The sequence below is a fragment of the Streptomyces sp. TRM68367 genome (assembly GCF_014495685.1).
Taxonomy (GTDB): domain Bacteria; phylum Actinomycetota; class Actinomycetes; order Streptomycetales; family Streptomycetaceae; genus Streptomyces.
Map to the genome: position 1 here is coordinate 35,410 of NZ_JACTVI010000014.1, position 18,708 is coordinate 54,117.

Consider the following 18,708-nt stretch of genomic DNA (forward strand, 5'->3'; position numbering starts at 1 on the left):
GGGGCGCAGTGATTTGACCCCAGATTTCCGAGAGGGCTCACGCTCCCATGGCGAAGATCCTGAAGTTCGACGAGGACGCCCGTCGCGCCCTCGAGCGCGGCGTCAACAAGCTTGCCGACACGGTGAAGGTGACGATCGGCCCCAAGGGCCGCAACGTCGTCATCGACAAGAAGTTCGGCGCCCCCACCATCACCAACGACGGCGTCACCATCGCCCGCGAGGTCGAGGTCGAGGACCCGTACGAGAACCTCGGCGCCCAGCTGGTCAAGGAGGTGGCGACCAAGACCAACGACATCGCGGGTGACGGTACGACCACCGCGACCGTGCTGGCCCAGGCCCTGGTCCGCGAGGGCCTGAAGAACGTCGCCGCCGGCGCCTCCCCGGCCGCCCTGAAGAAGGGCATCGACGCCGCCGTCGCCGCCATCTCCGAGGACCTGCTCTCCTCGGCCCGCCCGATCGACGAGAAGTCCGACATCGCCGCCGTCGCCGCGCTGTCCGCCCAGGACCAGCAGGTCGGCGAGCTCATCGCCGAGGCGATGGACAAGGTCGGCAAGGACGGTGTCATCACCGTCGAGGAGTCCAACACCTTCGGCCTGGAGCTGGACTTCACCGAGGGCATGGCCTTCGACAAGGGCTACCTGTCGCCGTACTTCGTGACGGACCAGGAGCGCATGGAGGCAGTCCTGGAGGACCCGTACATCCTCATCCACCAGGGCAAGATCTCCGCCATCGCGGACCTGCTGCCGCTGCTGGAGAAGATCATCCAGGCGAACTCCTCCAAGCCGCTGCTGATCATCGCCGAGGACGTCGAGGGCGAGGCCCTGTCCACCCTCGTCGTGAACAAGATCCGCGGCACCTTCAACGCCGTGGCCGTCAAGGCCCCCGGCTTCGGCGACCGCCGCAAGGCGATGCTGCAGGACATGGCGGTCCTCACCGGCGCCACCGTCATCTCCGAGGAGGTCGGCCTCAAGGTCGACCAGGCCGGTCTTGACGTCCTCGGCACCGCCCGCCGCATCACCGTCACCAAGGACGACACCACCATCGTCGACGGTGCCGGCAAGAAGGACGACGTGGAGGGCCGCGTCGCCCAGATCAAGGCCGAGATCGAGACCACCGACTCCGACTGGGACCGCGAGAAGCTCCAGGAGCGCCTCGCGAAGCTGGCCGGCGGCGTGTGCGTCATCCGCGTGGGTGCCGCCACCGAGGTCGAGCTCAAGGAGCGCAAGCACCGTCTGGAGGACGCCATCTCCGCGACCCGCGCCGCGGTCGAGGAGGGCATCGTCTCCGGTGGTGGTTCCTCCCTGGTCCACGCCTCCAAGGTCCTCGAGGGCAGCCTCGGCAAGACCGGCGACGAGGCCACCGGCGTCGCCGTGGTCCGCAACGCCGTCGTCGAGCCGCTGCGCTGGATCGCGGAGAACGCCGGCGTCGAGGGCTACGTCATCGTCTCCAAGGTCAAGGAGCTGGAGCAGGGCAGCGGCTACAACGCCGCCACCGGTGAGTACGGCGACCTGATCAAGGCCGGCGTCATCGACCCGGTGAAGGTCACCCGCTCCGCCCTGGAGAACGCCGCCTCCATCGCCTCCCTCCTCCTGACGACCGAGACCCTGGTCGTCGAGAAGAAGGAAGAGGAAGAGCCGGCCGCCGCGGGCCACGGCCACGGCCACGCCCACTGAGCCACACGCTCACGGAAAGCCCCCGTTCCCCGCCGAGGAACGGGGGCCTTCCCCTGCACGGCGACGCATTCGCTTGTGCGGCGGAGGCGTTCGGCTGTACGGCGGAGGCGTTCGCCTGTACGGCGGGATGATTCTCTGGCGGTTCGGTTCCTCTCGTACGGGACTAGCGTTCCAGCCCTTCCAGCGCCCCGAGCTGTGCCATCAGCCCCAGCCGGTCGTACTGCCACCAGCCCTCGGCGATCTTCCCTTCGGCCGTGCACCGGTGGACGGTCATCCCGGTCATCGTGACGTTCCGCCCCGTGGCCGCGATCCCGAGGAAGTCGCCCTTGTGCTTGCCGTTCCACGTCCAGCGCGTGCACACCTTGTCACCCTGGGCGATCTGGTCCTCGACGGTGAACGAGAAGTCGAACGCACTGCGCCACATCTCGACCTCCCGCCGGAGGGCGTCGAGCCCGATGACGTCCTGCTCGTTGGCGGGATCGTGATCGTGGTAGTCCTCGATGACCAGGCTGTTGAGCGGCGCCAGCTCCTCCTCCGCCCCCAGTGCCTCGAAGAACTGCCGCGCCGTGGCCGCGTTCAGCTGCTCGTCCCGCACCACGTCCAGATCCGTGAACGTGGGCTCCCTGTCACAGAGCGCCACCATCTCCTGGAAGATCCGGTTGGTCTCCGGAAGGTTCGAGTTCCGCATCGCCTCCTCGTACGACGGGAACTCCACGATCTCGACGAAGTGCGAGGTGTCCGACCGGTCCTTCCCGATCACGTCGTGCGTCGCCGTCCGCTTCCCCCTGGTCTGCTCGACCCACTGGTCCATCAGCCGGTTCATCTCGTCGAACCGGCTGGTCCTGCAATCGATGAGCTGCATGAACGTCATGACGCCGCCTCCCGGCCCTCTGGTCCGGTGATTCCTTTTACTCCGATATCTCCCATTTTCTCACCGGGAGAGCGACGTCACCTCCGCCACAACGGCGCCCGCGTCACTGCGGCCCGTACTTGCGCCCCGTCCGGGAGCTGATCCCCCCGAGCATCCCCCGCGGCACCATCTTTGCCACGCCCATCAGCGCCTTGTAGCGGGGATCCGGGATGGACACGGTCTTTCCGCGAGCCAGGTCGTTGAGCGCCGTCGCGGCCAGCTTGTCCGCGTCGAGCCACATCCAGCCGGGAATGTTGTCCGTGCCCATCCCGGCCCGCTGATGGAACTCGGTGCGCACGAAGCCCGGGCACAGCGCCATCAGCCGTACGCCGCTGCCGGCCAGGTCCCGCGCCGCACCCTGCGTGAACTGCACGACCCACGCCTTCGACGCCCCGTACGTCCCGCGCGGCAGGAACGCCGCGACCGAGGCGACGTTCACGACACCCCCGCGGCCCCGCTCCCGCATCGCCTCCGTCGCCGCCGACGTCAGCCGCAGCACCGCCTCGCAGTGCACCTTGAGCATCCTCAGCTCGTCGGCCATCGGCACGTCCAGATAGCGGCCCTTGTTGCCGAAACCTGCGTTGTTGACCAGCAGGTCGACCGGGTTCTTGCGGTCGCCCAGGCGGTCGGCCACCGCTTCGATGCCGTCGTCCTCCGCCAGATCGGCCGTCAGCACATTCGCCTCGATGCCGTGCCGGTCGTGCAACTCGGTCGCCTGCCGCCCGAGCCGCTCGCTGTCCCGGGCCACCAGCACCAGGTTGTGCCCGTCCGCCGCCAGCCGCCGCGCGAACGCGGCACCGATCCCCGCCGTCGATCCCGTAATCAGAGCCGTTGTCATGGCCCAAGGGTAGTTACCCGGACTGTGAGCTTCCGTGTCCTGCGTGCCCGGACGGAGCACCCGCCCGCTGTCCCTTCTCCACGACCGCGAACTGGCCCATCATCCCCTCGTCCTCGTGGTACAGCAGATGGCAGTGGTACATGTACGGCGTGTCCGGATCCGCCGGACCGGTGAAGCGCAGCGCCAGCTTCATCGTCGTCCCGTGCGGCACGAACACCGTGTCCTTCGGCCCGCGCAGCGCGGGCGGCGGCGCCGACCCGTTCGCCTCCAGCACCCTGAACTGCACGTCGTGCACATGGAAGTTGTGCGGCATGCCGTTGCCGTTGCGGACCGTCCACACCTCCGTCGTCCCGCGCGTGACCGTCTCGTCGACGCGCCCCATGTCCATCGACCGGCCGTTGATCCCGGACCGTTTCAGATCGAAGTGCCGCCCGCGCACCGCGCCCTCGCCGCCGGGTATCTCCAACTCGGCCAGCTCGGGAGGCAGTTCCGGAGAAGGCCGCAGCCGCTGGGCCACTCGCAGCTCCAGTACGTCGAAGGAGTCGTCGCCCCCGCCGAACCGCCGCTGCCACGCGTCCGCGTAGTTGTCCTGCGGGAAGCTGCGCAGCATCACGCGCTCACCCGGCCGCATCCGGACCACGATCTCGGCCCGCTCGCCCGGCGACAGCTGCACCCGGTCCATGGACGCGGGCCGCTCCAGCAACCCGCCGTCCGTCGCGACCAGCGAGAACGCGCGGCCGTCCAGGAAGCCCCCGACGCCCCGACGCCGCGTCAGGCCCCCTGCTGTCACCTGTACTTCCGCGGGCTTCCGGGCCATGCCGCCGCCCCGACGTCCGTCAGCCTCCGCGCTTCTCCACGTACTTCCGCGCCGCCTCCAACACCTCCGGATGCAGCGCCTCCCCGGCCGCCAGCACCCGGGGCAACAGCCCCCGCTCGATCGTCATCGCCCGGAACTGCAGCGCGACCGTCACGTCATGGTCCGGTCGATGCACGATCTCCATCGGGTCGCCCGCCCGTACCTCACCGGGCTCGATCACCCGCAGGTACGCACCCGGCGCACCCCGCTGCGTGAACCGCTTCACCCACCCCTGTTCACCCACATGGCCCTGGAAGGTGCGACAGGGAATCCGCCCGGAGGTGACCTCCAGCACCACCCCGCCCCCGATGCGCCACCGCTCCCCGATCCGCGCACCGGACACGTCGAGCCCCTCGGTCGTGAGGTTCTCGCCGAACGCACCGTTGGCCAGCGGCCGGCCCAGCTCGCGCTCCCAGTCTTCGAGGTCCTCGCGCGCCACCGCGTACACAGCCTGGTCGTCACCGCCGTGATGCCGCCCGTCGCACACACTGTCCCCGGCCACCCCGCTCGCGCCGACCCCCTTCGGCCCCGGTGCCGCCACCCGCACGGGCCCGTCGGCCGGCTGCTTGTCGATGCCCGTCACACCCTCAGGGTGATCTGTGTACGGCACGGACTTCGGGCGGCCCAGATTCACTGACAGAAGCTTCATGACGGCACGGTAGACGAGAGCGACCAAAGCGGCGCCGCAATATTCCCCACCGCATCAAAGGATCGCTTATCCTCGAGGGGTGATCGAAGCCCGTCACCTCCGCGTGCTGCGCGCCGTCGCCACCACCGGCTCCTTCTCGGCGGCGGGGCGCGAGCTGGGCTGCACCCAGCCCGCCGTCAGCCAGCAGATGAAGGCCCTGGAGGCGTCCGTCGGCACCCCCCTGTTGATCCGCAGCGGACGCGAAATGCGCCTGACCCAGGCCGGTGAGGCGCTGGTGCGGCATGCCACCGGGATCCTCGCCGGGCTCACCGCGGCCGAGGAGGAGGTCGCCGCCATCGCCGGACTGCGCGCCGGCCGGGTACGGCTCGTCTCCTTCCCCAGCGGCAGCTCCACCCTCGTCCCGACCGCCCTCGCCGCCCTGCGCGACGCACACCCCGGCACCCGGGTCTCCCTGGAGGAGGCGGAGCCGCCGGCGTCCGTCGGAATGCTGCGCGAGGGCGACTGCGACGTGGCGCTCGCCTTCCGGTACGAGGGCGCGCCGGGCGCCGAGGAATGGGACGACCTCGTCGTACGGCCGCTGCTGTCGGACCGGCTCGTCGGGCTCGTCCCCGAACGGCACCCCCTCGCGCGCGCTGGGTATTCGGGGTCTGTCTCCATCGGCGACCTCGCCGAGGAGCCGTGGATCGCGGGCTGCCCGCGCTGCCGCGGCCAGTTGGTCCAGGTGTGTGAGACGGCGGGCTTCACGCCCCGCATCGACTTCGCGACCGACGACTACCCGGCGGTCGTCGGCCTGGTCGGCGCCGGCCTCGGCGTCGCCGTCCTGCCCCAGCTGGCGGTCGAGTCCGTACGGCCCCGGGGGGCGCGCACGGTGACGCTGGAACCGGCGGTGCGGCGGGAGATCGTCGCGCTCACGCTGCCCGATCTGGCCCAGGTGCCGGCGGTCGCGGCGACCCTGGACCAACTGGCGCGGGCGGCCGCCCGCTAGGAACCCGGGAAAAAACTAGGGCACGCTTGCGCGTGCCCATGTAGCAGAAACGTTCCTTCAGCTGTTCGCGGGAGTGTTCCCGCTGGTCGTCGAGGCCGACACCAGCCGGTTGCGTGCCCGCCCCATCAGTTCTTCGCGCTCGTCCTCGGTCAGTCCGCCCCACACGCCGTACGGCTCGCGCACCGCCAGCGCGTGCGCCGCGCACTGGGCGCGGACCGGGCACCTCATGCAGACCTCCTTGGCCGAGTTCTCGCGAGCGCTCCGAGCCGCACCGCGCTCGCCCTCGGGATGAAAGAAGAGCGAGCTGTCCACCCCGCGGCAGGCAGCCAGCAGCTGCCAGTCCCACAGGTCCGCGTTCGGTCCGGGAAGGCGGGAGAAATCTGCCATTGCGTGACCCCTTGTAGCCGTTCTGGGCGGATACGGTGTCCACGACCGTACAACTACGATCTAAGGAGATGAAAATATGACTCATTGCGAATCTAGCCTCAGACACCAGCGAAGGGGAAGAAATAGGTCTGAATGGGGCATGGGTTGTGATGAAAGATTGAGGGTCTGCTGCGCGTATCTGCACCGTGTCCGTCCCCTCACGTAGAGTGCCGAAGATGACAGACGGCCCCGTAACTCTTTCGAGTGACCGTCGTTGAGAGTGCGGAGGCGGTTGAAGGAACAAGCGCTCGGGCGGGCGTCCGAGACGGTCGACCGCACAGGTGACGATTTCGTACCAGCCTGGAGGCTCAAGGTGACGCGCATCAGCTGCGGAGGGCGGTCATGACTTCCGTCCTCGTCTGCGACGACTCCCCGCTTGCCCGAGAGGCGCTCCGCCGCGCGGTTGCGACCGTGCCCGGCGTCGAGCGCGTGACGACGGCGGCCAACGGCGAGGAAGTCCTCCGCCGCTGGGGTGCCGACCGCTCCGACCTGATTCTGATGGACGTACGCATGCCCGGTCTGGGCGGCGTCGAGACCGTCCGGCGGCTGCTGTCCGCCGACCCCGGTGCGCGCATCATCATGCTCACCGTCGCGGAGGATCTGGACGGCGTGGCGCTCGCGGTGGCCGCCGGTGCCCGCGGCTATCTGCACAAGGACGCCTCGCGCGCGGAGCTGCGCGCGACGGTGACCCAGGCCCTCGCCGACCCGACCTGGCGGCTCGCCCCGCGCCGGCTGCGCTCCGCCGAGATGGGCGCCGCGCCCACCCTCACCGCGCGCGAGATCCAGGTGCTCGAAGGCATGAGCCACGGCCGCTCCAACGCCGAGATCGGCCGCGAGCTGTTCCTCTCCGAGGACACCGTGAAGACGCACGCCCGCCGGCTGTTCAAGAAGCTCGGCGCCTCGGACCGGGCGCACGCCGTGGCGCTCGGCTTCCGGTGGGGCCTGGTGCGCTGAGGCCTGTCCCTTCGGAGCGCGCCGACTCCGGACCCGGTGCGGCACACGGACGGGTGAGCGGGGGCATGACAGTGCCCCCGCGCGCGTGACGTGTCCGGTCGGGAGAGTCGGCGGCCGACGACAGCGCCGGTCAGGGACCCGGTGCGCTCGGGCGCGACCGGGTGTTTCGGGAGCGTGCGCGCCGTGTGCCGCGGCCCGGGGGCGATCCGGGAGACGGGGCCTCGGGGTGACCGCGTATGCCGTGGCGGGGGTTCGGACATCCCCGTCCGCCGCAAGGTGAGCGGGCCCGGCAGGAGGGCCCGCCGGGCGCCCGCTGCTCGTTTCGCCGCGGATGCCGCATCCTTGAGATGTGGAGTCTCTCGGGGACGAGTCGGTCGAGCGGAAGGGGAGGGCGCAGGGGATGAGTGCCGGCGCACCTGCTCATAACGCTTCGGTGCACAACACCGGACGCGGTGCCACGGACAGAACGGCCGCAAGGCACCATGGACCGATGCGCGAGGACGAGGCGGTCACTGCCCCAGGGGCTATCGGTGCGCTCGTCCACCGCGCCGTCGACGGTGACGAGCAGGCCACGCACGATCTGCTCGCCCATGTCCACCCCCTGGCGCTGCGCTACTGCCGCACCCGCCTGTCCCGGCTCCCGGGCGACGCCCGCCACTTCGTGGAGGACCTCGCCCAGGAGGTCTGCGTCGCCGTCCTGTTGGCGCTGCCGCGCTACAAGGACACCGGCCGCCCCTTCGAGGCGTTCGTCTTCGCCATCGCCGCCCACAAGGTTGCCGACCTCCAGCGCGCGGCGATGCGCCACCCCGGCTCCACGGCTGTCCCCAGCGACGAGATGCCCGAGCGCCCCGACGACTCGCTGGGCCCCGAGGAGCGCGCCCTGCTCAGCAGCGACGCCGAATGGGCGAAGAAACTGCTGGCCAACCTCCCCGAGAACCAGCGCGAGCTGCTGCTCCTGAGGATCGCGGTGGGTCTCACGGCCGAGGAGACGGGCCAGATGCTGGGAATGTCACCCGGTGCGGTCCGGGTGGCGCAGCACAGGGCACTGAGCAGGCTGCGGGCGCTGGCCGAGCAGTAAGGGATCTCGACGGCCGGTGCACGCGATCACCGCCGCGGGCTTTCGTTGCCGGTGCAACAACCTCTGCTCGCCGCCACAGCGATCAGCCACGACGGCGCGATCGGCGGTGCCGAGCTCACACCAGCCCGCCCCGGCAACCCACCCCGGCCACGGATGAACAGGCGTCCCACGAGTTCCGTAGGAACATACGAAGCCCGGAGTCGCCGCGCACCGTGGAATGAGTGACCCCTGCTTCCCGTTAGCATGGACATCCGCACCGAGCAAGGCCATTTGGGGAAGGTGTCATGACTGCCAACGTCGACGGAGTGCCCGACAAATTCGCAACCCTCGGGCTGACCTACGACGACGTGCTGCTGCTGCCGGGTGCATCCGAGGTGCTCCCCCACGCGGTCGACACCTCGTCCCGTATCTCCCGCAATGTCCGGGTGAACATCCCCCTGCTCTCGGCGGCGATGGACAAGGTGACCGAGTCCCGCATGGCAATCGCGATGGCCCGGCTGGGCGGCGTCGGCGTGCTGCACCGCAACCTCTCCGTCGAGGACCAGGTCAACCAGGTCGACCTCGTGAAGCGGTCCGAGTCCGGCATGGTCACCGACCCGATCACGGTCCACCCCGAGGCGACGCTCGCCGAGGCGGACGCCCTGTGCGCCAAGTTCCGCATCAGCGGCGTCCCGGTCACCGACCCGGCCGGCAAGCTGCTCGGCATCGTCACCAACCGGGACATGGCCTTCGAGACGGACCGCTCCCGTCAGGTGCGCGAGGTCATGACGCCCATGCCGCTGGTCACCGGCAAGGTCGGCATCTCCGGCACGGACGCCATGGAGCTGCTGCGGCGCCACAAGATCGAGAAGCTGCCGCTGGTCGACGACAACGGCGTCCTCAAGGGCCTGATCACGGTCAAGGACTTCGTCAAGGCCGAGAAGTACCCCAATGCCGCGAAGGACGCCGAGGGCCGCCTCCTCGTCGGTGCCGCGGTCGGCGCCAGCCCCGAGGCGCTGGAGCGCGCCCAGGCGCTCGCCGAGGCCGGGGTGGACTTCCTGGTCGTCGACACCTCGCACGGCCACAACAGCAACGCCCTCAGCTGGATGTCGAAGATCAAGTCGAGCGTGAGCGTCGACGTGATCGGCGGCAACATCGCCACCCGCGACGGCGCCCAAGCGCTCATCGACGCCGGTGTCGACGGCATCAAGGTCGGCGTGGGCCCGGGCTCGATCTGCACCACCCGCGTCGTCGCCGGCATCGGTGTCCCGCAGGTCACGGCCATCTACGAGGCATCCCTCGCCGCCCGCCCCGCCGGCATCCCGCTGATCGGCGACGGCGGACTGCAGTACTCCGGCGACATCGGCAAGGCGCTGGCCGCCGGCGCCGACACCGTGATGCTGGGCAGCCTCCTCGCCGGCTGTGAGGAGTCCCCGGGCGAGCTGCTGTTCATCAACGGCAAGCAGTTCAAGTCGTACCGCGGCATGGGCTCGCTCGGCGCCATGCAGTCCCGCGGACAGGGCAGGTCGTACTCGAAGGACCGCTACTTCCAGGCCGACGTGCCGTCCGACGACAAGCTGGTGCCGGAGGGCATCGAGGGCCAGGTGCCCTACCGCGGCCCGCTGGCCAACGTGCTGCACCAGCTCGTCGGCGGTCTGCGCCAGACCATGGGCTACGTGGGCGCCGCCACCATCGAGGAGATGGAGTCCAAGGGCCGCTTCGTCCGGATCACCTCGGCGGGCCTGAAGGAGAGCCACCCGCACGACATCCAGATGACGGTCGAGGCGCCGAACTACAGCGCCAAGCGGTGACCCACGCGCGCGTGCAGCAGGCCTGACGTACGAGGAGGGCGGTCCCGGGCTTCCGGGGCCGCCCTCGCGTCCGTCCGGGGCGGCCGCTGTCGTACCCGTCAGCAATACTGGAAGACGCTGAACGCATCAGGGAAAGGCCACAGACGTGACTGAGATCGAGATCGGGCGCGGCAAGCGCGGCCGCCGGGCGTACGCCTTCGACGACATCGCCGTCGTCCCCAGCCGCCGTACGCGGGACCCGAAGGAGGTCTCGATCGCCTGGCAGATCGACGCCTACCGCTTCGAGCTGCCGTTCCTGGCAGCTCCCATGGACTCGGTCGTCTCCCCGGCCACCGCGATCCGCATCGGCGAGCTGGGCGGCCTGGGCGTGCTGAACCTCGAAGGCCTGTGGACGCGGCACGAGGACCCGCAGCCGCTGCTCGACGAGGTCGCCGAGCTGCCCGCCGAGGCCGCAACCCGGCGCCTGCAGGAGATCTACGCCGCCCCCATCAAGGAGGAGCTGATCGGCGCGCGCATCAAGGAGGTGCGCGACTCGGGCGTGGTCACCGCCGCCGCGCTCTCCCCGCAGCGCACGGCCCAGTTCTCCAAGGCCGTCGTGGACGCGGGCGTGGACATCTTCGTCATCCGAGGTACGACCGTGTCGGCGGAGCACGTGTCCCACTCGCACGAGCCGCTGAACCTGAAGCAGTTCATCTACGAGCTCGACGTCCCGGTGATCGTCGGCGGCTGCGCCACCTACACCGCCGCCCTGCACCTGATGCGCACCGGCGCGGCGGGCGTCCTGGTGGGCTTCGGTGGCGGCGCCGCGCACACCACGCGCAGCGTGCTCGGCATCCAGGTCCCCATGGCCACTGCGGTCGCCGACGTGGCCGCCGCGCGCCGGGACTACATGGACGAGTCCGGCGGCCGGTACGTGCACGTGATCGCGGACGGCGGCGTCGGCTGGTCCGGCGACCTGCCCAAGGCGATCGCCTGCGGCGCCGACGCGGTGATGATGGGCTCCCCGCTCGCGCGCGCGACAGACGGTCCCGGCAAGGGCCACCACTGGGGCATGGAGGCCGTCAACGAGGAGCTGCCGCGCGGCCAGAAGGTCGCCCTCGGCACGGTCGGCACGATCGAGGAGATCCTCACCGGCCCGTCCCACACGCCGGACGGTTCGATGAACTTCTTCGGGGCGCTGCGGCGGGCGATGGCCACGACCGGGTACAGCGAGCTGAAGGAGTTCCAGCGGGTCGAGGTGACGGTGGCGGACTCGCAGCACTGACCGTAGGCCGTACGGCTGGGAAGGGCCGGTCACTCCGGGTGGGGTGACCGGCCCATTTGCGTGCCCAACGAGGGCTGGGCGGGGGCGCGTTGTGCAGGGAGGGGGCGTGCGGTTGCATTTGGGGCGAATGTGGGCTGAACGGGCGAAGTGAGGCGGTAGTGTCCGTGATCGGCGACCCAGTGTTCTGGGGCGCCCCCTTCCAAGGAGATGGTTCCGGACCCCGGCCCTCGGGGCCCGGCCCGAACTCCAAACGGACCGCCTACCGGGTTTATGGGCGGCATCGTGGAAGGGGGCGTGCCCATGGGCCGTCACCGCAAGCTCACCCGCTGGGACCGCATTCGGCTTCGCTGGTGAAGTTCCGGAGGAGGTGTGTCTTGTGGATCTACGGCCGGTGAGCGGCCGCCCCTACAAACACTAGGGGCGGACACCCGTGAACCGGCTCGGAGCCCGCTGCGCAGACCCTGCGGTGGGCGCCACCTGCCCCCAAGGTACCGGCGCAGAATGCCCCACGCCACCAGCCTCCGAGGCTCACGCACCCCACGCGCCCCCTTTCACAACCGATGCGCCGCCCCCGTAGGCGTCGCCCCCCGCGTGTCCAGCAACAGCTGCGCCTTCACCGAGAGCCCCTGAAGGTCATACGTCCGGTGCTGCTGGAGCAGGACCGTCAGGTCGGCGTCGGCGGCTGCCTCGTACAGGGAGTCCGCGCGCGGCACCGGGCGCTCCAGGACGTTCCAGGACGGGACGTGCGGGTCGTGGTAGCTGACTGTGGCGCCGAGCTCCATCAGGCGGATGGCGACCTCCTGCGCGGGGGTGCCCTGCTGGTCGGCGAGGTCGGGCTTGTAGGTGACGCCGAGGAGCAGCACGCGCGCGCCGCGCGCTGACTTGCCGTGTTCGTTGAGCAGGGCGGCGGCGCGCTGGACGACGTACCGGGGCATCTGACTGTTGACCTGCTGGGCCAGTTCCACCATGCGCAAGGTGCGGCCCGCCTGGCCGGTCAGGTCACGGGGGACGGCGTGGCCGCCGACGCCGGGGCCGGGGCGGAAGGCCTGGAAGCCGAACGGCTTGGTCTCGGCGCAGCGGATGACGTCCCACAGGTCGACGCCCAGGTCGTGGCAGAGGACGGCCATCTCGTTGACGAGGGCGATGTTGACGTGGCGGTAGTTGGTCTCCAGCAGCTGCACGGTCTCCGCTTCACGGGGTCCACGCGCGCGTACCACCTTGTCGGTGAGGCGGCCGTAGAAGGCGGCGGCCGACTCGGTGCAGGCGGGGGTGAGGCCGCCGATGACCTTCGGGGTGCTTGCGGGGGTGAGGTCGCGGTTGCCGGGGTCGACGCGGGTGGGGGAGTAGGCGAGGTGGAAGTCCCGGCCGGCGCGCAGGCCCGAGCCCTCTTCGAGGAGCGGGCGCAGGAAGTCCTCGGTCGTCCCGGGGTGCACGGGTGACTCCAGGATCACGGTGGTGTGCGGGCGCAGCCGTGCGGCCAGGGTGCGGGCGGCGCTCTCCACCTGGCTCAGGTCGAGCCCGCCGTCGGCGCCGCGCGGGGTGGGCGGGCAGATGACGGCCGTGCGCACACGCCCGAGTTCGGCCGGACCGGCGGCGGTACGGAAGCCCGTGGCGAGCATCCGGCGCAGTTCGGCGGGGCTGAGGGAGCCGGACTCGGGCCCGGTCCGGTAGCCGAGCGTGGGGATGCCGGCGTCGACGGCGGCCCGGGCCAGGGGCAGGCCGTACGGGCCGAGTCCGATGACGGCGAGATCTGCGGGCATGGCGTGGGCCGTCCTTCCCAATAACCGAAGCGGGACAGGTGCGCAAGCCCGGTGGACAGAACGAGCGAGCGCAATGTCAGACTAGGAGTAAATATGACCGTTATGTGGGATTGGTGGGCTGCGTTTCCCGGTGGTCCCGTGACTGTTGTCCACAGGCTGGGGCCAGTGGTGGCTGAAGTCGGGCAACCCGGTCAGAATTTGGGCATGAGGGAGGGGAACAGGGCTTCGCCCGACGGGTGCGGCCGGCGCTACCGATGAGCGGAGGCAGCGGTGAGGACAGCGACACTCGGGCCGGCGCAGCGCGCTGAGTCACTCGCGGCGATGGCCGAGCGCGAGTTGGACGTACTGGTCGTCGGCGCAGGCGTGGTGGGCGCGGGCACCGCTCTGGACGCCGTGACCCGGGGTCTGTCCACTGGCCTGGTCGAGGCGCGTGACTGGGCATCGGGCACCTCCAGCAGGTCCAGCAAGCTGATCCACGGCGGCCTGCGTTATCTGGAGATGCTCGACTTCGCCCTCGTTCGGGAGGCGCTGAAGGAGCGCGGCCTGCTGCTGGAACGGCTCGCTCCGCACCTGGTGAAGCCGGTGCCGTTCCTGTATCCGCTCCAGCACAAGGGATGGGAACGCCTGTACGCCGGTTCGGGCGTCGCGCTGTACGACGCGATGTCGATGGCAAGGGGACACGGCCGCGGCCTGCCCCTGCACCGCCATCTGAGCCGCGGTCACGCCCTGCGCGTCGCCCCCGCCTTGAAGAAGGACGCGCTGGTCGGAGCTTTGCAGTACTACGACGCCCAGATGGACGACGCCCGCTATGTGACCACGCTGGTGCGCACGGCGGCGGCGTACGGCGCGAATGTCGCCAACCGCGCGCGGGTGACCGGCTTCCTGCACGAGGGCGAACGGGTCGTCGGGGCGCGGGTGCAGGACGTGGAGGCGGGCGGGGAGTACGAGATCCGCGCGAAGCAGGTCGTCAACGCCACCGGTGTGTGGACCGACGACACGCAGGCCCTGGTGGGGGAGCGCGGGCAGTTCCACGTGCGGGCGTCCAAGGGCATCCACCTGGTCGTCCCGCGGGACCGCATCCATTCCTCGACCGGGCTGATCCTGCGCACCGAGAAGTCCGTGCTGTTCGTCATCCCGTGGGGCCGGCACTGGATCATCGGGACCACGGACACCGACTGGGACCTCGACAAGGCCCACCCGGCCGCGTCCAGCGCGGACATCGACTACCTGCTGGAGCACGTGAACTCGGTGCTCGCGGTGCCACTGACGCGGGACGACGTCCAGGGCGTGTACGCGGGCCTCAGGCCCCTGCTGGCCGGGGAGTCGGAGGCCACCAGCAAGCTGTCGCGCGAGCACACCGTGGCGCATCCGGTGCCCGGGCTGGTCGTCGTCGCGGGCGGCAAGTACACGACGTACCGGGTGATGGCCAAGGACGCGGTGGACGAGACCGTGCACGGGCTCGACATGCGGGTCGCCGAGTGCGTCACGGAGGAAGTCCCGCTGCTGGGCGCCGAAGGGTACCGGGCGCTGTGGAACGCGCGGGCGCGGATCGCCGCGCGCACCGGCCTGCACGTGGTGCGTGTGGAACACCTGCTGAACCGCTACGGGGCGCTGACGGAGGAGGTGCTCGACCTCATCGCCGCGGACCCCTCGCTGGGTGAGCCGATGCCGGCCGCCGACGACTATCTGCGCGCCGAGATCGTGTACGCCGCCTCGCACGAGGGGGCGCGGCACCTGGACGACGTGCTGACCCGGCGCACCCGCATCTCGATCGAGACGTTCGACCGGGGCACCCGCAGCGCCCGCGAGGCCGCCGAGCTGATGGCGCCGGTGCTCGGCTGGGACCAGCACCAGATCGGGCGTGAGGTCGAGCACTACCAGAAGCGGGTGGAGGCCGAGCGGGAGTCGCAGCGGCAGCCTGACGACCTGACGGCCGACGCGGCGCGGCTGGGCGCGCCGGACATCGTGCCGCTGTAGCACTCCGGAGGCACGGGCCGGACCCGACGGGCGGTGGCGCGGCGCCGGGTCGGCCGCGCACGGGCAGCGCCGGGCCCACGGGCAGCGGCGGAGCGCCGGGTACAGGGACAGCAGCGCGGCCCCGGGCCGTCGGCCCAACGTCACCCGAACGAGTGTCCCGAGCTGGGATCTCTGCTCGGATCCCGGCCGTTCTACGACATGCGAGGGCAGAACTCGGCGGCCAGCAGGCGGGGTTCGAGACCGGGATCTGCCACCGCCGTCGTGTTCACCCGGAAGGTGAGGACATGACGGCCGTCGACGGTGGCCGCGGTGCGCACGTAGCTGCCGGCGATGCGCCCGTTGTGCCCCCACACCGTGACGCCGCACGGCAGCTTCACGGGGAACAGGCCCATGCCGTACGAGCCGTGTGCGGCACGGGTGTCGAGCATCTCGCGCAGCCAGCGCGGGGGCAGCAGCGCACCGCCCAGCAGGGCCGCGTAGAAGCGGTCGAGATCGGCGAGCGTGCTCACCACCTCACCCGCGGCACCGGCCACCCGCGGGTCGAGGTCGGTGACATCGGTCCCGTCGGAGGCGTAGTCGTGGCCGTGCGGGGCGGGCAGTGAGGTGCGGGAACCGGGGAAGGAGGTGTCGGACAGACCCAGCGGAGCGAGGATGCGGCGCTCGGCCTCGACGGCGTAGGAGTTGCCGGTGACCTGTTCGATGACCAGGCCGAGCAGGACGTAGTTGGTATTCGAGTAGGAGTAGCGGCCGCGGTCGGCCGGAGGGTGGGTGATTGCGAGGCGTACGGCCTGAAGAGGGGTCACGGGGATGGAGCCCCTGGTGTCCGCGGCGAAGTCGTGCAGGCCGCTGGTCTGGGTGAGCAGGGAACGCAGGGTCAGCGCGCGCCCGTCGTTGCCCGCTCCGCGCACCAGGCCCGGCAGGTGCTGCTCGACCGTGTCGGACAGCGACAGCCGGTGCTCGGCCGCCAGCTGCAGCACGACCGTCGCGACGAAGGTCTTGGTGATGCTGCCGGCGCGGAAGTGGTCGGCGCGGGCGATGCCCGGGCCTGCTTGGGCATAGCGGGTGTGGGATCCCTCACGGGCCAGCAGGGCCGCGGCGGGGGCGTCGCCCCGCGTGACGAGGAGCGGAAGGAGTCTGTCCGTGACCGGGGGCGGCGGCTTCGGCAGGGTCGCCGCGACCAGACCTAGCAGGACCAGGGACACAGGTAGGGCCAGTAAGGTCCGAAGCGGTGGCATCCGTCTCCTTCCTCGTGGCCGCCCATGATGCAGGGTGGCGGAACGAGCGGTTCCGCCGGGTCCTCGGGTGCGCGGCATCCGAAGCGCCGCCAGAGGCACCCTGAGCCCCCGGCACTTGCCGGGTGAGGGACAATGGAGGCTCTGTCAGGGCGGGTTGTATGAGGGGACGCATGTCGGAGGCGGAGAGGGCGGGGACACCTCGTCAGGACACTCGTCAGGACAACCGGGATCGTCTTCTCGCGGGGCGGTACCGGCTGGGGGATGTGCTCGGCCGGGGCGGCATGGGCACCGTGTGGCGGGCCGAGGACGAGACCCTGGGCCGGACGGTCGCGGTCAAGGAACTGCGGTTCCCGGGGAACATCGACGAGGAGGAGAAGCGGCGCCTGATCACGCGCACGCTGCGCGAGGCCAAGGCGATCGCGCGGATCCGCAACAACAGCGCCGTGACGGTCTTCGACGTCGTCCAGGAGGACGACCGGCCGTGGATCGTGATGGAGCTCGTCGAGGGCAAGTCGCTCGCCGACGTCATCCGGGAGGACGGCGTCCTGGAGCCGAGGCGTGCGGCGGAGGTCGGGCTGGCGGTCCTGGACGTGCTGCGGTCCGCGCACCGCGAGGGCATCCTGCACCGTGACGTGAAGCCGTCCAACGTGCTGATCGCCGAGGACGGCCGGGTCGTGCTCACCGACTTCGGCATCGCCCAGGTAGAGGGCGACCCGTCCATCACCTCCACCGGCATGCTCGTCGGCGCGCCCTCCTACATCTCCCCGGAGCGGGCGCGCGGGCACAAGCCGGGGCCGGCGGCCGACCTGTGGTCGCTCGGGGGGCTGCTGTACGCGGCGGTGGAGGGTGTGCCGCCGTACGACAAGGGGTCCGCGATCGCGACGCTCACCGCCGTGATGACCGAGCGGCTGGAGGAGCCGAAGAACGCGGGGCCGCTGAAGGACGTCATCCAGGGGCTGCTGACCAAGGACGTAGCCAAGCGCCTCGACGACGCGGGTGCCCGGGCGATGCTCAACGCGGTCATCCACGCGCCGGAGCCCAAGGAGAGCGAGCCGGAGCCGGTTCTGGACGCGACGAAGGTCGTGCCGCTGCCGGCTCAGCCGGACGCCCCAGAGGACAAGGGGGGTTCGCCCGGCTCCGGGGGCAAGCGGGGCGAGGAGGCAGGTGAGCGGCTGCGCGGGGCGCTGCGTTCCGTGCGGCAGGCCGCCGTCGCGGCGGGGTCGGCCGGTCCGGCGGCCGCGGCCCGCGCCAAGTCCGGGAGCGGTACGGCCGCTTCGGGGACCGGCGGTGCCGCGTCGGGCGGGCTCGCCGAGACCCTGGGGTCGGGCGTGCCCACGCCGTCCGCGGTGTCCGACTCGTCCGTGCCGGCCTCGGCGTCCGCGTCGGGCGGGCAGGGGGCCAAGGCGGGGACCGGCGGACGGAGTTCGGGCTGGCCCGTGATGCCGCCGCCGGACCTGCCGCCCAGGCCCGTGCCCCGGGCGCCGCTCTCCGACGTGGTGCCGCGGCGGACGCTGGTCATCATCGCGGTGGCCGTGGCGCTCGCCGTGATCGGCACCGTGCTGGCCTTCGCGCTCCAGAACGGCGGGGACAACGACGCGAGCGGCGCAGGGAAGGGCGGCAAGGCCGTCGCCGGTGCGACGCCCAGCGCCGACACCAAAGAGGACACGGGCGGCGGCCGTCCGCACACGGACGGTGCGAAGGAGCCCGCGGCCACCGGTTCGGCGCCGGACAGCGCGCCGGGTGCCGGGGCGGACGGGTCCGGCGACGACGGTGCCGGGGCGGACGACTCGGCGGGGAAGGGCGACGCGGCGACGTCCAGGCACCAGGGGAACCAGGGCTACTCGATCGGGCTGCCCAAGGGGTGGAAGTACCGGTCCACGGGCGCCGCGGAGGACCGGTTCACCGGGCCCGACGGGCAGAAGCTGCTGGTCGGTTGGACGTCCACGCCCAAGGCCGACCCGGTCGCCGACTGGCGGAACCAGGAGCGGTACATGGTGCGTTCGCAGTACCAGAGGATCCGAATAGAGAAAGTGGGCTTCCGCGGCTGGAACGCGGCCGACTGGGAGTTCACCTACGTGGGGAGCGGCACCAAGTACCGGACGATCGACCGAGGCTTCGTCGTCAACGACCATCTCGGATATGCACTGATGTACACGGCCAAAGCCGCCAATTGGGGAAGTGACCTGCGCAAGGAGACATGGCGGACACTGGCGAGGAGCTTCGAGCCCAAGTCGTGAGATGCGGTTTCGGACTGGGTAGGGAGATCTGGCATCCCCACTTTGCGGGTTGCCTCCGGCACGTATCGTGAGTGCT

15 protein-coding genes are annotated in these 18,708 nt (G+C 70.8%); 8 read left to right on the forward strand and 7 right to left on the reverse strand.

Features of this window, described 5'->3' with window-relative positions; genetic code table 11:
- The first annotated feature begins 47 nt into the window (after window positions 1–47).
- Window positions 48–1,673: a chaperonin GroEL gene (gene groL, locus H8R17_RS12580; RefSeq protein ID WP_187823248.1), complete on the forward strand. Its 1,626-nt coding sequence runs from the start codon at window positions 48–50 to the stop codon at window positions 1,671–1,673.
- 163 nt (window positions 1,674–1,836) lie between these two features.
- Here groL and H8R17_RS12585 read toward each other — a convergent pair whose 3' ends face one another.
- The 4 genes from H8R17_RS12585 to H8R17_RS12600 all read right to left on the reverse strand — a co-directional run bounded on the left by H8R17_RS12585 (window position 1,837) and on the right by H8R17_RS12600 (window position 4,926).
- Window positions 1,837–2,544, reverse strand: a complete 708-nt coding sequence (locus tag H8R17_RS12585; RefSeq protein WP_187823249.1) for an ester cyclase — start codon at window positions 2,542–2,544, stop codon at window positions 1,837–1,839.
- A gap of 103 nt (window positions 2,545–2,647) precedes the next feature.
- Window positions 2,648–3,421: an SDR family oxidoreductase gene (locus H8R17_RS12590; protein ID WP_187823250.1), complete on the reverse strand. Its 774-nt coding sequence runs from the start codon at window positions 3,419–3,421 to the stop codon at window positions 2,648–2,650.
- 13 nt (window positions 3,422–3,434) lie between these two features.
- Window positions 3,435–4,211, reverse strand: coding sequence for a multicopper oxidase domain-containing protein (locus tag H8R17_RS12595; RefSeq protein ID WP_316959381.1), 777 nt, complete (start codon window positions 4,209–4,211; stop codon window positions 3,435–3,437).
- A gap of 46 nt (window positions 4,212–4,257) precedes the next feature.
- Window positions 4,258–4,926 carry an MOSC domain-containing protein gene (locus H8R17_RS12600; RefSeq protein WP_187823251.1) on the reverse strand — a complete coding sequence of 223 codons (669 nt, stop codon included), beginning with the start codon at window positions 4,924–4,926 and terminating at the stop codon, window positions 4,258–4,260.
- A gap of 79 nt (window positions 4,927–5,005) precedes the next feature.
- Here H8R17_RS12600 and H8R17_RS12605 point away from each other — a divergent pair, with 79 nt between their 5' ends.
- On the forward strand, window positions 5,006–5,911 hold the full coding sequence (locus H8R17_RS12605; RefSeq protein WP_187823252.1) for a LysR family transcriptional regulator: 906 nt from the start codon (window positions 5,006–5,008) through the stop codon (window positions 5,909–5,911).
- A gap of 57 nt (window positions 5,912–5,968) precedes the next feature.
- Here the strand turns inward: H8R17_RS12605 and H8R17_RS12610 are convergent, their stop codons facing one another.
- On the reverse strand, window positions 5,969–6,298 hold the full coding sequence (locus H8R17_RS12610; protein WP_187823253.1) for a WhiB family transcriptional regulator: 330 nt from the start codon (window positions 6,296–6,298) through the stop codon (window positions 5,969–5,971).
- Between the two features lie 381 nt (window positions 6,299–6,679).
- Here H8R17_RS12610 and H8R17_RS12615 point away from each other — a divergent pair, with 381 nt between their 5' ends.
- The 4 genes from H8R17_RS12615 (at window position 6,680) to H8R17_RS12630 (ending at window position 11,423) form a co-directional block, all read left to right on the forward strand.
- On the forward strand, window positions 6,680–7,291 hold the full coding sequence (locus H8R17_RS12615; RefSeq protein ID WP_003948568.1) for a response regulator transcription factor: 612 nt from the start codon (window positions 6,680–6,682) through the stop codon (window positions 7,289–7,291).
- Window positions 7,292–7,781: 490 nt separating this feature from the next.
- Window positions 7,782–8,369 (forward strand): sigma-70 family RNA polymerase sigma factor, encoded by a 588-nt coding sequence (locus H8R17_RS12620; RefSeq protein ID WP_187823254.1) that lies wholly within the window; start codon window positions 7,782–7,784, stop codon window positions 8,367–8,369.
- Window positions 8,370–8,653: 284 nt separating this feature from the next.
- Window positions 8,654–10,159 carry an IMP dehydrogenase gene (gene guaB / locus H8R17_RS12625; protein ID WP_187823255.1) on the forward strand — a complete coding sequence of 502 codons (1,506 nt, stop codon included), beginning with the start codon at window positions 8,654–8,656 and terminating at the stop codon, window positions 10,157–10,159.
- Window positions 10,160–10,304: 145 nt separating this feature from the next.
- A complete protein-coding gene (locus tag H8R17_RS12630; RefSeq protein ID WP_187823256.1) occupies window positions 10,305–11,423 on the forward strand; it encodes a GuaB3 family IMP dehydrogenase-related protein in 1,119 nt (372 codons plus the stop codon).
- A gap of 551 nt (window positions 11,424–11,974) precedes the next feature.
- Here H8R17_RS12630 and H8R17_RS12635 read toward each other — a convergent pair.
- Window positions 11,975–13,183 (reverse strand): nucleotide sugar dehydrogenase, encoded by a 1,209-nt coding sequence (locus H8R17_RS12635; RefSeq protein ID WP_187823257.1) that lies wholly within the window; start codon window positions 13,181–13,183, stop codon window positions 11,975–11,977.
- A gap of 270 nt (window positions 13,184–13,453) precedes the next feature.
- Here H8R17_RS12635 and H8R17_RS12640 point away from each other — a divergent pair, with 270 nt between their 5' ends.
- Window positions 13,454–15,160, forward strand: coding sequence for a glycerol-3-phosphate dehydrogenase/oxidase (locus H8R17_RS12640; protein ID WP_187823258.1), 1,707 nt, complete (start codon window positions 13,454–13,456; stop codon window positions 15,158–15,160).
- A gap of 191 nt (window positions 15,161–15,351) precedes the next feature.
- On the opposite strand, the gene H8R17_RS12645 is transcribed toward H8R17_RS12640, so the two are convergent.
- A complete protein-coding gene (locus H8R17_RS12645) occupies window positions 15,352–16,395 on the reverse strand; it encodes a serine hydrolase (protein ID WP_187823259.1) in 1,044 nt (347 codons plus the stop codon).
- A 170-nt stretch (window positions 16,396–16,565) separates the two neighbouring features.
- Here H8R17_RS12645 and H8R17_RS12650 point away from each other — a divergent pair, with 170 nt between their 5' ends.
- Window positions 16,566–18,632: a serine/threonine-protein kinase gene (locus H8R17_RS12650; RefSeq protein ID WP_187823260.1), complete on the forward strand. Its 2,067-nt coding sequence runs from the start codon at window positions 16,566–16,568 to the stop codon at window positions 18,630–18,632.
- Window positions 18,633–18,708: the final 76 nt, after the last annotated feature.